13 protein-coding genes are annotated in these 15890 nt (G+C 53.0%); 6 read left to right on the top strand and 7 right to left on the bottom strand.

Annotated features, from left to right (window positions below):
• Positions 1 to 268 precede the first annotated feature (268 nt).
• The 3 genes from Q0I19_RS04315 to Q0I19_RS04305 are packed head-to-tail and all read right to left on the bottom strand — an operon-like array spanning position 269 to position 3807.
• Complete coding sequence (locus Q0I19_RS04315; protein ID WP_294759893.1) at positions 269 to 2569, bottom strand: molybdopterin cofactor-binding domain-containing protein; 2301 nt, start codon at positions 2567 to 2569, stop codon at positions 269 to 271.
• Positions 2566 to 3036 (bottom strand): 2Fe-2S iron-sulfur cluster-binding protein, encoded by a 471-nt coding sequence (locus Q0I19_RS04310; protein WP_294759892.1) that lies wholly within the window; start codon positions 3034 to 3036, stop codon positions 2566 to 2568. The genes Q0I19_RS04315 and Q0I19_RS04310 overlap by 4 nt, the downstream gene beginning before the upstream one ends.
• A gap of 12 nt (positions 3037 to 3048) precedes the next feature.
• Entirely contained in the window at positions 3049 to 3807 is a 759-nt protein-coding gene (locus Q0I19_RS04305; protein ID WP_294759890.1) for an FAD binding domain-containing protein, read from the bottom strand.
• Positions 3808 to 3962: 155 nt separating this feature from the next.
• Here Q0I19_RS04305 and Q0I19_RS04300 point away from each other — a divergent pair, with 155 nt between their 5' ends.
• The 6 genes from Q0I19_RS04300 to Q0I19_RS04275 all read left to right on the top strand — a co-directional run bounded on the left by Q0I19_RS04300 (position 3963) and on the right by Q0I19_RS04275 (position 8787).
• Positions 3963 to 5057, top strand: coding sequence for an ABC transporter substrate-binding protein (locus Q0I19_RS04300; RefSeq protein ID WP_294759888.1), 1095 nt, complete (start codon positions 3963 to 3965; stop codon positions 5055 to 5057).
• Positions 5050 to 6030: an iron ABC transporter permease gene (locus Q0I19_RS04295; protein ID WP_294759885.1), complete on the top strand. Its 981-nt coding sequence runs from the start codon at positions 5050 to 5052 to the stop codon at positions 6028 to 6030. Before Q0I19_RS04300 ends, Q0I19_RS04295 begins: the two co-directional genes overlap by 8 nt.
• Positions 6027 to 6824 (top strand): ABC transporter ATP-binding protein, encoded by a 798-nt coding sequence (locus Q0I19_RS04290; RefSeq protein WP_294759883.1) that lies wholly within the window; start codon positions 6027 to 6029, stop codon positions 6822 to 6824. The genes Q0I19_RS04295 and Q0I19_RS04290 overlap by 4 nt, the downstream gene beginning before the upstream one ends.
• Positions 6825 to 6833: 9 nt before the next feature.
• The gene (locus Q0I19_RS04285; protein WP_294759882.1) at positions 6834 to 7175 is read left to right on the top strand and encodes a LysR family transcriptional regulator; all 342 of its coding nucleotides are present in this window, start codon (positions 6834 to 6836) and stop codon (positions 7173 to 7175) included.
• Positions 7117 to 8214 (top strand): NTP transferase domain-containing protein, encoded by a 1098-nt coding sequence (locus Q0I19_RS04280; RefSeq protein WP_294759881.1) that lies wholly within the window; start codon positions 7117 to 7119, stop codon positions 8212 to 8214. The genes Q0I19_RS04285 and Q0I19_RS04280 overlap by 59 nt, the downstream gene beginning before the upstream one ends.
• 99 nt (positions 8215 to 8313) lie before the next feature.
• Positions 8314 to 8787, top strand: a complete 474-nt coding sequence (locus tag Q0I19_RS04275; RefSeq protein ID WP_294759879.1) for an LURP-one-related family protein — start codon at positions 8314 to 8316, stop codon at positions 8785 to 8787.
• 69 nt (positions 8788 to 8856) lie between these two features.
• Here the strand turns inward: Q0I19_RS04275 and Q0I19_RS04270 are convergent, their stop codons facing one another.
• The 4 genes from Q0I19_RS04270 to Q0I19_RS04255 all read right to left on the bottom strand — a co-directional run bounded on the left by Q0I19_RS04270 (position 8857) and on the right by Q0I19_RS04255 (position 13309).
• Positions 8857 to 9255, bottom strand: a complete 399-nt coding sequence (locus tag Q0I19_RS04270; RefSeq protein WP_294759877.1) for a hypothetical protein — start codon at positions 9253 to 9255, stop codon at positions 8857 to 8859.
• Between the two features lie 21 nt (positions 9256 to 9276).
• Entirely contained in the window at positions 9277 to 10392 is a 1116-nt protein-coding gene (locus Q0I19_RS04265) for a ParB N-terminal domain-containing protein (protein WP_294759876.1), read from the bottom strand.
• 4 nt (positions 10393 to 10396) lie between these two features.
• Positions 10397 to 11206 carry a ParA family protein gene (locus Q0I19_RS04260; RefSeq protein ID WP_294759875.1) on the bottom strand — a complete coding sequence of 270 codons (810 nt, stop codon included), beginning with the start codon at positions 11204 to 11206 and terminating at the stop codon, positions 10397 to 10399.
• Between the two features lie 213 nt (positions 11207 to 11419).
• Complete coding sequence (locus Q0I19_RS04255; RefSeq protein ID WP_294759874.1) at positions 11420 to 13309, bottom strand: replication initiation protein; 1890 nt, start codon at positions 13307 to 13309, stop codon at positions 11420 to 11422.
• Positions 13310 to 15890: the final 2581 nt, after the last annotated feature.

Genomic DNA, 15890 nt, shown 5'->3' with positions numbered 1-15890 from the left:
AACGCATAATATCCTCTGCCCGAGTTTCCCATTTTGCACCTCTCAAAATGCTATACCGTGTAACACGCACAGACAGGGCGGTGCTGCTCATCCCTCGCCGCCCTCTATTTTCGGTATGATCTTCTAGAATAATAATAGCATTCTTTTCGGCAGTTTTCAAGCATTTTTGACAGTTTTTGCAGCAAGTATTTTGCATGAAATGGTTAAATTGTATAAATTTGCAGCAAAAAAGACAACGCCGTCCGAAATCGAACGGCGTTGTTTCTTTTTATTCGCGATTTTCCGTGATATTTTCCAGGCAGGCCATGGCAATCTGCTCCGGTGTGATGGGCAGTTCGTAGAAGCGGCGGCCCGTGGCGTTGGCCACCGCATCCGCAATGGCGGGCAGCGGGGTGTTGATAACGACCTCGCCGATGGATTTTGCACCGAACGGACCGGTTGCCTCGTAGCTGCTCTCAAACTCGACGCGGATATGGCCTATGTCGGCGCGGGTGGGGATCTTGTACTGCATCAGCGAGCTTTCGATCGGCTCGCCCTTGGCATTGTAGGTAACGTTTTCGGTCAATGCCATACCGATGCCCTGCAAAATGCCGCCCTCGGCCTGCACGCGGGCCAGATTTGGGTTGACGGGGGTGCCGCAGTCGACGGCAGACACAAAGTCCACGACCTGTGCCTCGCCGGTTTCGGGGTCGATTTCCAACTCGGCAGCACCGACCATGAACGGCGGGGGCGAAAGCTCCGAGCTGTGGGTCACAGCCGCCTCCAGTGCCGTGTTGGCACCGCACTGGCCGGCAACAGCGATATCGACCAGCGATACCGACTTCTGCCCGTCGGCGGTTTCTACCCTGTCCCCCGCAAACTGCAGGGTGTCGGCGGGAACCTCCAGCATCTGCGCTGCCTGCTCGCAGAGCTTTTCGATCAGCTGCTTGGCACACAGTTCCACGGCCTTGCCGGTGACATAGGTCGTGCTGGACGCATAGGAGCCGGAATCGTAGGGCGAGGAATCGGTATCCGCCGCCAGCACGGTAATATTTTCCAGCGGACATTCCAGCACCTCGGCGGCGATCTGCGCCAGAATGGTGTCGCAGCCGGTGCCCATATCGGCCGCACCGATGCGCAGCGTGTAGAAGCCGTCATCGTTGATTTTCAGCGCGGCACTGCCCACATCCACCGACGTAATGCCGGAACCCTGCATCGCCATGCCCATACCCACCGAACGGATCTTGCCGTTGGGCAGCACACGCATGGGATATTTGTTGTCCCAATCAATACGGCGCTTGACGTTTTCAATGCAGCGATCCAGCGCGCAGCTGGTGTTCAGCTGGTTGTAGTAGGCGGGCATGACCTCGCCCTCTTTTACGATGTTGCGCAGACGCAGTTCGATGGGGTCGATGTGCAGCTTGGCAGCCAGCTCGTTGACGGCGGATTCCACCGCAAACAGGCCCTGCGTGGCACCATAGCCGCGGTAAGCACCCGCCGACATGTGGTTGGTATACACCACGTCATAGGTAAAGCGGAAGGCCTCCGCCTTGCCGTACAGCGGGATGGACTTATGGCCGGACAGCCCCACCGTCGTAGGACCATGCTCACCGTAGGCTCCCGTGTTGGACAGGGTGTACAGGTCGATGGCCTTGACGATGCCGTTTTTGTCCGCGCCCAGACGGACATGCATTTCCATCTCATGGCGCGGGGTCGAGGCGGTCATACTTTCGCGGCGGGTAAAAATCAGCTTGCTGGGCTTTTTGGTCATCCAGGTGACAAATGCAGGGTAGACCTCGCACACCGAGGTCTGTTTGGCGCCAAAGCCGCCGCCGATGCGGGGTTTGCTGACGCGGATCATACTCTTGGGGATGTGCAGGGCGTTTGCCAGAATGCGGCGGCAGTGGAAAACGATCTGCGTCGAACTGAGTACGTTCAGCCGCCCGTAGGCATCGATGCTGCAATAGGTGCGGAAGGTTTCCATCATCGCCTGCTGGCACGCCTTGGTGTGATACACATGGTCAATTACGACGTCGCAGCCCTGCAGCACAGCGTCCACATCGCCGCTGCCGGTTTCCTCATGCGCGCAGAGATTCCGCTTGTTGTCGGCACCTACGGGGCACAGGCTCTCCCAGTTATCTTCGGGGTGAACAAGCACGGGGTTATCCTTCGCCGTGTGGAAATCCAGCACCGGCTCCAGTACCTCGTACTCGACCTTGATGAGTTTCATCGCCTTTTCGACGGTTTTTTCGTCCTTGCCCGCCAGAATGGCGACAACGTCGCCCACAAAACGCACATGGCGGTCCAGCACCAGACGGTCATAGGGGCTGGGTTCGGGGTAGGTCTGGCCGGCCTGGGTGTAGCGGCGTCCGTTCTGGTCAACGTCCTGCCAGGTAAACACCGCCTCCATACCCGGCACCAGCATGGCGCGGGAGGTGTCGATGCTCTTGATGTAAGCGTTCGCATGGGGTGAGCGCAGCAGCTTGACGGTCAGGCAGTCCTTGGGGGCAATATCGTCCAGATACACCGGCTGCCCGGTCACCAGCTGCATGGCGTCCTTTTTGCGGACGGATTGGTTTACGGTTTTCATTGGGCGGCCTCCTTCTGCTTTTTCCACGCAAGGAAGTTCTGTATGCCGCGCAGCTGCCCCTCATAGCCGGAGCAGCGGCAGAGGTTGCCGGCCAGATATTCCTTGATTTCGTCCTCGCCGGGGTCGGGGTTCTGGCGGAAAAGCGCCAGCGCGTTCATAATAAAGCCGGGGTTGCAGAAACCGCACTGCTCGGCGCCCTGGTCGGCAATAAAGGCGCCGAACTCGGCAGCCTCCTGCTGCAAGCCCTCCAAGGTCGTTACGCTGCGTCCGTCCACGCGTGCTGCCAGAACAGAGCAGGACAGTACCGGCACATCGTCCAGAAACACCGTGCACAGCCCGCAGTTGGAGGTTTCGCACCCGCACTTGACGCTGGCACAGCCAAGGCTGCGCACCAGATCATACAAAACGGTGTCGGGGCTGATCTCGGCGGAAACTTTTTTATGGTTCAGGGTAAATTGGATCGTCATCTGTCTTTCTCCTTACTGCTCCAGCTGTTCGATGCAGCGCTTGACCAACACGCCGGTCAGATGGCGGCGGTACGCGGCACTGCCGCGGATGTTGCTGCCGGTGGTCACCGCCTGCTGCACTGCGGCGGGCATATCCTGCACGGGGCAGGTCGGACACACCAGCATGGCGGGCAGAGGTCTGGCACCCACGGCAAAGCGGTACTGCCCGCCCTCGGTGCGCGCCGCACAGCAGGTCAGTGTCGGGAAGTCCGTCTTAGTCGGGCGCACCGAGCGATAGCAGAAGGCTGCTTTTTCCTTATGTACAATGATGCGCACCAGAATATCACGGTCGTAGGGCATCTTTACAAACTCTGCCAGCGGCACGATGCCGCCCTTGTACAGCTCGACATCGGTCTGCATCGCCAGCAGCAGCGTCAGCACGTCAGAAAAGCCGAACCGCCCGTACACGCTGCCGCCCACGGTGGCCAGGTTGCGGAACTGCACGCCCACGATATGGCGCACTGCCTCACGCGCCGCACCGTTTGTGTAGGCATCAAAGCCGGGATGCTGCTCCAGCATACGCAGGGTGGCCATCGCGCCGATGCAAAATGTCTGCTCGGTCTCCTCGATGGTGTCCAGCCCCAGACCCGACAGGTCAATGGCGGTACCCACATTGATTTTTTCCATTTTCAGCCACAGCATACCGCCGATGATGCGGTTTGCTTTTTTCTGGTTGAGCTGATAGGCTTCCTCCAGACTTTCGGCTTTTTTGTATTCTCGTATCGTCATCATAAAAAGTTGCTCCCTTTTCGGTGTAAAAAATGGACAGTTTTCCCATTTTTACGGTCTACTCTTTTATTTTACCACAAAATCTGCTATAATTCCGTTGTTGTTTTAAAAATACAACGTATTTTTTTGAAGATTCTGAAAATCGAGAGGAAATTCGCATGAAACTGACCAAGATCACTTCCCTGCTGCTGGCCGCCGCCCTCAGCCTGTCCCTGGCTGCCTGCGGTGCCGCCCCCGCTTCTTCCGAGAGCGCCGCCGAAAGCGTCTCTGTTTCTGAGAGCGTTGCCGAAAGCGATACATCTTCTACTGCGGAGACTGCCGCCGACGCTGCCGTCACCTATCCCCTGACCGTAACCGACCAGCTGGGTCGCGAGGTCACCATCGAGTCCGAGCCTAAGACCCTGGCCAGCGGCTACTACATCTCCACCAGCCTGCTGATCGCCCTCGGTGTCAAGGATGAGCTGGTCGGCGTCGAGGCCAAGGCCGACAAGCGCAGCCTGTACACCCTGTCCGCGCCCGAAATTCAGGAGCTGCCCAGCATCGGCACCGCCAAGGAATTTGATCTGGAGGGCTGCGCCGCCCTGCAGCCGGACCTTGTCATCGTTCCCGCCAAGCTGAAGGACTCTATCCCCGCCATGGAGGAACTGGGTCTGACCGTTCTGGCCGTCAAGCCTGAGGATCAGGCCAAGCTGTTTGACGCCGTTGACCTGCTGGCCAAAGCCACCAACACCGTCGCCGCCGGTGAGACCCTGAAGAACCACATCACCGACTCTCTGGCCGCGCTGTCCGAGGCTGTTTCCGGCACTGAGGCACCCTCCGTCTATCTTGCCGGCAACAGCAGCGTGCTGGAAACCGCCGGTCCCGCCATGTACCAGAACACCCTGATCGAAAACGCCAACGGCACCAACGTGGCCGCCGATGTCACCGACACCTACTGGAGCGAGGTTTCCTACGAGCAGATGCTGGCCTGGAACCCCGACTACATCGTGCTGGCATCCGATGCCTCCTACACGGTGGAGGACGTCCTGCAGGATGCCGCCCTGGCCGACTGCAAGGCTGTACAGGACGGTCACGTCTATCAGCTGCCCCACGCCGTTGAGGCTGTGGACTCCCCCGTTCCCGGCAGCTTTTTGGGCAGCTGGTATCTCGCCGCCGTTTTGCACCCCGAAACCGTCACCGAGCAGGACTATGTAACTGCCGCCGATACCTTCTATTCCGACTTCTACGGTTTCACACCCGCCGATCATGACTAAGCACAATGACCGCCGCCGCCTCGCCCTTACCCTTTTGGCCGTGGCGGCGGCCTTTTTGGTTTCCCTGTCGCTTGGGCGCTATCCCATAACGCTTTCCGCGCTGCTTGCCGGAGAGGAGATGACCGTTCGCACCTTTACCCTGCTGCGTCTGCCGCGCGCCGTTATGGCGCTGCTGGGCGGCTTTGGGCTGGGTATTGCCGGGTTTGTCTACCAGACGGTATTCCGCAACCCTTTGGCAAGCCCCGATATCATCGGCGTGTCCTCGGGTGCCAGTGTGGGCGCGGCGTTTGCCATTTTGTTTATCTCCTCCGGTGCTGCCGCCACCACCGCCTGCGCCTTTGCGGGCGGGCTTATGGCGGTCTTTCTGGCGCTGGGGCTGGCGGCCGCCGTGCCGGGGCAAAGCAAGGTCTCGCTGGTATTGGCTGGCATTGCCGTACACTCTCTGGCACAAACGCTGCTGATGCTGCTGAAACTGACCGCCGACCCTGAAAAAGAGCTGGCAAGCATCGAATATTGGATCATGGGCAGTCTGGCCGGCATCACCGCCGGACGCATCGGGTTTTCCTGCGCCGTCATCGCATTGGGCTGCTGTGCGCTGCCGGTCTTGCACCGACAACTGCTGCTGCTTTCCCTGCAGGAGGACGAAGCGCGCCTTCTGGGAGTTTCCGTCGCTGTCATGCGCTTTTTTGTACTTACGATTGCCACCTTGGTCGTAGCGTCCGTTGTCAGCGTGACAGGACTTATCAGCTTTGTCGGCCTTTTGGCGCCCCATATTGCCCGTCTTTGGCTGCGGCACAACCGCCGTACCGCCTGCCTGATGAGTGGCCTTTTGGGCAGCCTGCTGCTGCTTTGCGCCGACACGCTGGCCAAGACGGCTGCCGCCACCGAACTGCCCGTCAGCATTTTTACGTCGCTTGTCGGCGTACCGTTTTTGCTGTATATCCTGCTTGCACAAAGGGGGTGCGCCGAATGAGCGACCTGCTTACCGTCACCGACCTTTCGGTCACCTTGGGACGCAAACCCGTTCTGCAAAAGGTTTCCTTTTCTGTAAAAAATTCGTCGCCCCTTGTGGGGGTACTGGGTGCCAATGGCAGCGGCAAAACCACGCTGCTGCGATGCATTGTAGGGCTTATCCCCCATAGCGGGCACTGTATGCTGCGCGGCACACCGTTGCAGACTTTGTCTGCCAAGGGCCTTGCCCGTCGTGTCAGCTATATTCCGCAGCAAAGCGGCATCGGCATCTCGCTCTCTGCGCGGGAGGTCGTTCTTATGGGCTTTAACCCCCGTCTGAGTGTGCTGCAAGCCCCTACCCCCGCTATGCAAGCCGCCGCCGAGCAGGCGCTGGCGCAGGTCGGGCTTTCGGACTTTGCGGACCGTGATTATCTGACCCTCAGCGGCGGCGAACAGCAGCTTTGCATTTTGGCGCGGACACTGGTGCAGGACACCGAGCTTCTTTTGCTGGACGAGCCGGACAGTGCACTGGATCTGCACAACCGCGTAAAAATGCTGCAAACCGTGTCGGCACTGGTGCACGGCGGCGGCAAGGCGGCTCTGGTCTGTTTGCATGACCCTGCCTTGGCGCTGGAATTTTGCGATACACTGCTGCTTTTGCACGGCGGGCGTCTGATTGCGCAGCTGCATCCCAAGACTGATCCCCTGCCCGAAACCGAGCAGCAGCTGGCAAAGGTGTTCGGCCCTGTACAGCTTATCCGCCTGACCGATGCAGCCGGGCAGCCCCGCATGGTTTTGCTGCCCCAAATGAACTGAGGTGTTTTTATGAAACCCGCCCTGCATGCTTATCTGTGTGACGATGACGGTCATCGTTTTTTCGGCAACGGCCCGATGCGTCTTTTGCAGCTGATCGGTGAGACCGGCTCCCTGCGCTGTGCTGCGCAGCAAATGGGGCTTTCCTACTCCAAGGCGCTGGCCATCGTCAAGCGCGCCGAGGCCGAGCTGGGTTTTGCCCTGACCGAGAAAACCATCGGCGGCAAGGGCGGCGGCGGCAGCCGTCTGACCCCCGAGGCCGAAACATTTTTGCACAAATATGAGGTGTACCGTGATGCCTGCAACCAAGCCAACCGCGAGATCTATCATTCGGTCTTTGGAGGCCAGCCGTAAAAAGCACCTGTTTATCACCGGCAGCCGCGGCGTAGGCAAAAGCAGGCTGGTACAGCAGCTGCTGCCCCTGTTGGCAAACGGCCCTGTGCCCGGCATTGCGACCCATGTTACGCCGCTGGTCTGTGTCACCCTGCAGGATCTTTCCACAGGCCGCAGCGGGATCATCGGCCAAGCCACCCAAAGCCCTCTGCCCGGTCTGGGTATGCAGTGCGCGCAGGACGGATTCTTGTCCGTCGGCATTCCCGCCCTGCAAGCCGCCGCAGAGGCCCCCTGCGCGTGGGCAGTGCTGGACGAGCTGGGATATCTCGAAGGCGGCTGCGCGCCGTTCTGCGCGTCCGCAGAGGCGCTTTTGGAGGCAAAGCGAGTGCTGGCGGTTCTTCGCAAACAAGACACCCCTTTTTTGAACCGCCTGCGCAGCCGCGATGACGTTTTCTTGCTGGATCTGGACGTCCCCTGCTCTGCCGTCGGCTGTGTGGTCATGGCATCGGGGCTGGGGCGGCGTTTCGGCGGCAACAAACTGCTGGCGGATTTCGGCGGGCAGCCCCTGATACACCGCGCCCTCACCTTGGCGGGTTCAGGTCTTTTTGCAGCGGACATTACGGTGACCCGTCACGCCGCTGTACAGGCGCTCTGCAACGCCCTCGACCGTCCTGTGCTGCTGCACAGGGAACCAAACCGCAGCGACACCGTGCGCCTGGGATTGACCGCGCTGTTGCAGCAATTCCCGCAGCTGCAGGCTTGCCTGTTTTTGCCGGGTGACCAACCGCTTTTCAGCGCCGAAAGTCTTTCTTCTCTGCTGCTTTTGGCCGACCCACATGCCATCTGGCGGGCAAGCGGAAACCACGGAGCCGGAAGCCCTGTGCTGTTCGGGCGGGATTCTTTTGATGAGCTTCTGCATCTCACCAAGGGCGGCGGCAGCGAGGTGCTGCAGCGCCATCCTGACGCGGTGCATCTTCTCCCCTGCCCCGACGTTGAGCTGCTCGATGCAGATACCCCTGCCGCACTGGCGGAGCTGGAAAAATCTTTGAGCCTTTTCTGACATAAAACCGTATGAATCGGCGGACAAGCAGTTGTCCGCCGATTCTTGTTGCATTTTCCCCGCAATTTGCTATAATTATGACAAAAGGGGGAATTGTTTATGCAGATGCTGTTTCGTCAACGGATGTTTTCCTGGTTTGACTCTTACGATATCTACGCCGAGGACGGCTCCGTTCTGTACACCGTCAAGGGACAGCTTTCCTGGGGGCATTGCCTGAAAATTTTCGATGCCGACGGCTGCGAGGTCGGCACAGTAAAAGAACGTGTGTTCACCTTTTTGCCAAAATTTGAGCTGTTTCTGGGTGAGGATTACATCGGCTGCATCTCCAAGGAATTTACCCTGTTCCGTCCTGTTTTTACCGTGGACTGCAACGGCTGGCAGGTACAAGGCGATTTCTGGGAGTGGGATTACCAAATTCTGACCGCGCAAGGTCTTGTTGCGGCGACAGTCAGTAAACAACTTCTCCGCTGGACTGACACCTATTGCATTGATGTAACTGACCCCCGCGATGCCTTGCCAGCCTTGATGGTGGTGCTGGCGATCGACGCCGAAAAATGCAGCCGCAACAACTAACGCAAACTAAGACAGCCCCTTCCATGGGACGCGCTGCGTCCCATGGAAGGGGCTGTCTTTATTTTGTTTTCAAGTTATGGGGTTTGTCAGTTCAGCAAAAATCGGATCATGCAGCAGCATACCGGGTATCACATACCTGTATGTCGTGCGGCGCTTTCCATTCACGATTCGGATGCCGTTGCTTCCGGGGCGCTGTGTGAGCTGCTGCAATGTCTCCATATCCTCATCTGACAAAAATATGGAGATTTGATTCCCCGCCGTTTTTTCTATCGTGCTGTTGGATGGCACATAGATATCCCGTAAGGGATGCATCTCATAGTTGCTGATTCCCTGTTTTTTTGCTTTTTCTGCCTCTTTGTGCAGGATTTCTGCTGTCAGAGTGCCTACCTTCGTTCCGCGCCACACAGCTTCTCTCTCCAGAATTTCCTGCATATCCAGATGCAGACGCATGACAATTCGTTGTCTCAAGCACTCCCCTCCCCTGCTGTATTATACGGATTCGATCAGATCCACCAACATCTGTGATGCCTCGATCAGTTCCTTCAACTGTACAACCATGGCGGCGCGATCCTCCGGCGTGTACGTTTGAATTTTTTGGCGCATATTTTTGGCCTTGGTAATGCGCACCAGCTTCTTGGTCGTCATAGGCACTTTGCCGGCGATGAAATTGTGATCCTTGTCCGTGCTGGTAATTTTCCCGCCCGTCGGCTTTGCCGCAGCCACCGCATCCTCTGCCTCCTGCAGAGCCTTGGCAAAAGCACGGTCGCGTTCCTGAATGTCCGCTATCGTTACCAGTTCGGTCAATGCCTGCGTCATATTTTTTTTGATTTTTTTTCGTTCCGGCAGCAGCGGGTTCATCTTTTTGATTTTCTCAAAGACATCCGCCGCCTCTTTTTGTTCGTTTCCATCAAGGCGCAGATAATACTCGCACTCGGCACGGCTCAAAAAGCCGACATCCAGAAATTCCCGCAGTCCTTCGTCCAGATATTTTTGGATATCCAACGCTTTATCGATGGTTTTTGCATTCATGGGGCTGATTTCTTTCAGCTGTTTCTTGGCCTCGCTCTCGGTCAGGTCAAATGGCGCTTTCTGCAAATTTTCCACAAAGCGCTGCGATGCCTTGCGGAACACCTTCTCGTTGTTAAAGCCCCCGCGCACCTGCAGGTTGGCGGAATCCAGATACACAACTTTTTCGGTATCCGACAAATTGCGCAGCACCTTGCACTGCACCTTTTGCCAACTGCTCATCACTCTGGGCAGGTTCTTTTTTTCCTGCTCACGGTGTTCCTGCTCTACCAGATACAATAGCGCACGCAAACGGCGTTCACCGCTTAAAAGCACATAGCGGTTCGCTGTACCTGCCTTGGGGCAAACAACCAGGTTGTGCAAAAGACCGCTGCGCTTGATATCATTGGCCAGCAGCACAATTTCTTCTTCCGTATCTGCCTCGCGGTAAATATCATTATCAGGGTTTGTTTCAATATCATCAATATTCAATTCCATGTACTCGCCGCCCGGCTCCCGGTCGCCTCGCACAATGCTTTCCAATGGATTTTCTGTGTTTTTGAACCCCTTGTTCTTCAGGCGATCCAACTTGCTGGCCATTTTCTTACGCCTCCTTTTCCCTGATACGGCTTTCCAGTTCTTCGTACGCTTTTACATAATCCTTGGCAGGATTGCTGCTGCGGGCACACAACACGACCGGTGCTCCCAGACGCGTACTGTCCTTGACAGCTTGTCCCTTGCGGATTTCCGACTTAAACAGTTTTTCACCGAATTGGCCGGAGCGCAGTTCCTCGCGGATAACCTCCGTAAGCGCCGTTTTTTCCACCATGGTCAAAAGAATCCCCAAAACATCAATGGGAACGCCTTCGTCCTTTTCCAGATCACGGCACATACCGATGGTTCGATACACACTATCGCGGCTGTAATCATCGCACACACAGGGAATCAGCACAAAATCACTGGCCACCAATGCGTTTGTCACCATTAAATCACGGGAGGGCGGTGTGTCGATCAGCACATAGTCGTAATTTTCTGCAACCTGGGCAAGGCTCAGCGCCAAAAAAGAATTGATGCTCTCATTTTCCGACTGTGCTAAAATCTGCAGCTGTCGGGCCGCCATCGGTGTATTGGCATTGGCTGGGATAATGTCTATGCCCTCAAATTCTGTGTGGGATACATAATTTTTCACGTCGGAAATACCGTAGGCACGCAGCATATCATAAATACCGCAACGGGCAAAACGGCTGTCGGTAACGCGTGCACCTGTCAAGGTATAGGTGCAGTTTCCCTGTGCGTCCATATCTACAACAAGCACCTTCTTGCCGTTTTGGGCCATCAGCGCTGCCATGTTGGTCACAGTGACGGTTTTTCCGACACCGCCTTTTTCAATACACACCGAAATACAGTATCCCATTTGCGGCCTCCGATTCTGTCTGGGTTTTATCTCTTCGTTGCTGCTTGACTTCTTTGCTACTATTATATCAGCATTATCGCCCCTACGCAAGTGTTTTAGGAAATATCTCTCCGTCGCTGTAAAACAATTTTACCATAAGGCGGTTTCTTTTTGTGTCAAAATCCGTCTTATGGTAAAATTCAATACTCTACATGTTTTATCTCTTAGTTGCTGTTATTCTTCAAAAGCATCCGCCCAGCCGCCTCCGGCCCAGCTTTCACCCTTTGTGGAACTCTCTGTTTGCTCGGACTGTTGTTCTCGAATTACCATTTCCGGAAACAGCAGTCCCTTTTCGACAATCGCCTGAAACAACCCCTGCGCATTTTTTATACGATTACTCTTGGCGCATTCTTTCCAGAACACATCGTAATCCAGCTTTTTTGCCAAGGTGACAAACAAAAGCTCTAAACTACCATATTTATCAAGTACGCCATTCAGAGCATTGACAAACTGCATGTTGGCCTTTCCACTCATCATGCCATCGTCCTTGCCCTTTTGGTTGCGTCGACAAAAATAGGCTGCCAACTTAATGATATCCTGGTAGGCATCCTGCTGACCACTGCTTAAAACCGATAGCAGCTTTTCCTCGTTGGCCGCTGTCCGCAGCGCCTGTTCCATCTGTTTTTTTGTCTGCGCATCTGCAGCTTTCAAATGTCCCGCAGTAAAATCCGACTCAGGCTCCGTTTCAACAAATTCAGCTTCATAGATTTGCGGCACTTCCTGCTTCACAACAGCCTGCGCTGCGCCGGCAGCCTTGAAAATATAAATACGGTAATTGTCCATATCCTCCAAAAGAATTTTTGTCAAATAGGGGACAGGAGCCTTTTTTCCTTGTGCTGCCGGGATAATTTCCCTTGCATAACGGGGTGCAACTCCGCGCAGCCACTGCGTAAGGCCGCCGCAATCCAAAATGATTGCATTCATACGGCCAAATACCTCTACATTACCTCCATCCTCGGCCTGATCTCCGGGACGAATCGTACAGCAGGCTGTTGCCAGAATGTCTAATATCAGCATAACTGCGTTATATTCTTCCGGGCTCAATTCTTTTTGAAGTTGTTCCAATCGTGCCTTCACTTCGATTTCCTTTTTTAGCTTGGCTCGATCCTTGCCGAAGGAATAGGGGATAGATGTCTCCGGTGCGCTGACATAATCAAAGGTGATCAGGGTTTGGTCGTCGGTATCCACGTCATCAAGAATCGCCGTCTTTCTCTTCTTCGTTTTTCGTCCGGCTCTCTTGTTAATTTTCTCCAGATTTTCCCGTGCAACCTTTTCATTTTCCGGTTCAATGGTCACTGCCAGAGAAAGCACCTTTTGCCCTTTTTTCTCGAATACATCGTAATCAAATACAATATCCGTGTGGCCGTTGATTTCGCTTTTGGCCTTGTCCAACGCAAAACGACGGAAACCGGACCAACTGTTTGCTGTGTAGGAAAGCTGCTCGTACAGCATATTCAGATCCCAAACCAACGAATCACCGTCAGATTTCTTTCTGAGATAGAGATTCTGATAACTCTTGCACAACTCATAAATGCGGATGCTGTAGGTGCTGCGCATATTCATGGTGTAGGTGATATCCATCGTAGTGTACAGAGTTTTCAGTTGCACCAGATGGGGTTTTAATACGGGATCCAGCGTGATGGTCATTCGCGCTTTTTTTTCATCAATACGCACTTTATTGATCCATCGAAAGGTTTCTACCGTAGTTGTACCGCTGTTCTTTATCCATTGCACGGGTGCATTGGCCAACTCCTCAATATTGCGGCGAACCTGTTTGTACAACGCGCCACTATGGGGGTTCATGCCGCTGAGTTTGATAAAATCATACACCGATAATTCGTAGGAGGGCAGTTCGGTATCTTCCGGCTTAATCATCGAGAAGATATGCAGCATCAACCTCTGCTGGGAAAGCGTCAGGTTGTTGCGTGTCAGCTGTACTAAATCGTTGGATTTACGAACGATTGTCTGATTGCCGCGTTCCTCAAACGTGACAATCAGATTATCCTTTTTTTCTGTTTGCAAATCATTTTCCATTGCCACATCAGAAACTTTTTTATTCGTCATACTGACCCCCTCCGTAAAAGTATTCTTATTGTAGCACATCCTGTGGTATTATGCAAGAATTGCAACTTTACGCAGGTTAGTGTCTGTTTGTCTGTATTTTGCCTGCACAGTTTGCCATATTTTCTGAGAAACTTCGAGAATACACAATATATTGTGGTTATAGGTAATAGCTCCTACTATCCTGCGCAGAATTACAACATGAAAAGAAAAGGATTTTTCCAACATGAGCAGCATAAGTTTGTGATTTATAGATTTAATATTTAGATTATTTAGATATATAGTAGGCCCTGCGTGAAATGACAACACTGTCCTGCGCGAATAGCAACCAATTCCTGCGAAGTTTTACAATGAAATTCTGCGTGCGATAGCAACCTGCGAAAAATGACAACAGCGGGGGAGAGGAAGATACTTTCGCGCAATCCTGCGTAAAGTTGCAACGATATGAGGGTCAATTTGATCTTTATACAAATAATTTGTAGGGATTCAACGGAAAGTAATCCGAAAAGGCGTCGAGTAACCTGCGTAAAATGCAACAGGAAAAATAAATTGAAGTAATATCGATGCATCGATATATATGGACGGTCAAGAGGAAAAGAATCCTGTGTGGAATTGCAACAAAAAATCGAGACATGGACAACATGGTGATAGGTCGGACAGTAAAACTTTGCGTAAGGAGAGTATCCTGCGTAAAATAACAACCTGCTGTGAGTTGCAATAATACGCAGGATGAAAAGAAAGAGGAAAAAATGCGAACGTCACAAAAACAGGCAACCTGCGTAAAATGCAACCCGAAAAGTGAGTATCCTACGTAAAGTTGCAATGTGCGGGGAAGGGTATAGGTTATCACCCTGCACAGAAAGCAGGCAAACCCTCGAAGACACACATACAAAATGTTATATATTCGAGTGAATAAACACTTTGTATTATTTTAACAACGAGTTGCGTCATATTTTAGGCAGTATATCATTTTAATTCCAAAACCTGCGCAATGTGCAACCAAAGATATTTCAGCCTGACTTGGAAAGGTTGGAAAAAGGAATAAACCAGAATCTGTAACATTTAAGAAGAAAATAGGAGAGAAAATAGTCGAAAAGGGGAAGATAGGTATACATTCTGCAATAATAGGAATAGATAATACAATTAGGATAAGGAAATACCCAGGCAATAGAGTGTTATAGCTGCTCGAACGCATTAGTCAAACCTGTGCAGAATTGCAACAAGAAAAACGGGGGATAGCAAACCATAAGTGTACGGTTGCAAGTCTGCGCAGGTTAAAGTTGTAAACTTGCGCAGACTAAAGCTGCATCCTGCGTAAAGTTGCAACTTTATCGCGAAGATGGCAAGGAAGAATAACCACTTAAAGCTAAAAACAGCAACGATGAGATACTTCCGTTTTTACAAGAAACGTCGGTTACCGATCAAGAAAAGGGAGAAGAGACAGAGGCAATGGCAAGCCTGTGCGAAAGGCAACATCACGAATACTGTACTACACTAACGCTTCCGGTTGATTGGTCAATTACTATATTAAATTTATAGCGGGACGGTTCTCGGCTGGGTCGCAAGATACTATAGGAGATGTCCTACCCGGCATGTTGAGCAGTGCGATGGGCGGGGTTGTCATCGTGATGAGATTTGTTGTCTGAGCGTGGGGTCGCAGAACGGTCTGAAGCGTATCGGCGCGAAGCAGGTTTTCGGAAGTTTATGGATTGGCGACATCGCTTGACAGGGGAGACAGCGAGTGTCTGTAGGATGGATCCTTGGTTGCCATTCGCGCAGGATTTATTATTTTTCAGGCATGCTTTTCCGCAGCGTTGACAATATTTGCAAAACCGGTTGTAACTTTGTGTGAGCGAGCAGGCCTGAATCGCCAACGTGTCTATCTTGTGGAAACTGTGCCAATTACATTGCGGGAACTTCTCTGTGCAATCGGGTACTATGTTGAAATACATTGCCATCTCTGGATTCGGGGAATACGGTAATCGATTTTGAAAATTTTCTTGTCAGCAATTTGTTATTGAATATGGGAAGTCACATGTATTTGCTGTTTTGTGTTAGTCGTTGATGAATGGGGATACGATAAATACCTCGCAGAATGCAACACTGGAAAATGACTGAACATACCGCATAGGTTGAAACTATGCGGTCGATATGCTTTGCTGCTGTTCATTACAGTGATTTTGATACGCGGCTTCCCATGAAAACTAGTTGAGGATTCGACGGAATATCTTAGGTATAAGTAACGGATTACAAATTCAAAAAGATGCTGGCAAGAGAATCCACCACAAGTATACCAATGCAGAAATCCATATAAGTTGTAATAGTTAACCTTAGTGTTTGGTACCTTATATAAATATAGGTACGCGCAGGGGCGGGGCATGCCCCGCCCGCGGGCTTTCGTAACCCGCAACCTTACGACTTATATCTTGCCATTCCCACAACCTTCCCCACAAATTGTGCTCATCCGTCAACAAAACCACAATATACACACTGCCCAAAAAATTCGCCCGAAATTTGTCAAAAAATTCAAAAAACCTGTTGACAAAGTACGACTACCTGTGGTAATATAATCAAGCTGTCCCGC

Origin of the sequence: uncultured Gemmiger sp. (genome assembly GCF_934561205.1) — a bacterium.
In the GTDB taxonomy this organism is placed as follows: Bacteria; Bacillota; Clostridia; order Oscillospirales; family Ruminococcaceae; genus Gemmiger.
Note: the sequence above shows the minus strand (reverse complement) of the source record. Positions and strands in the feature narration are given on the sequence as shown.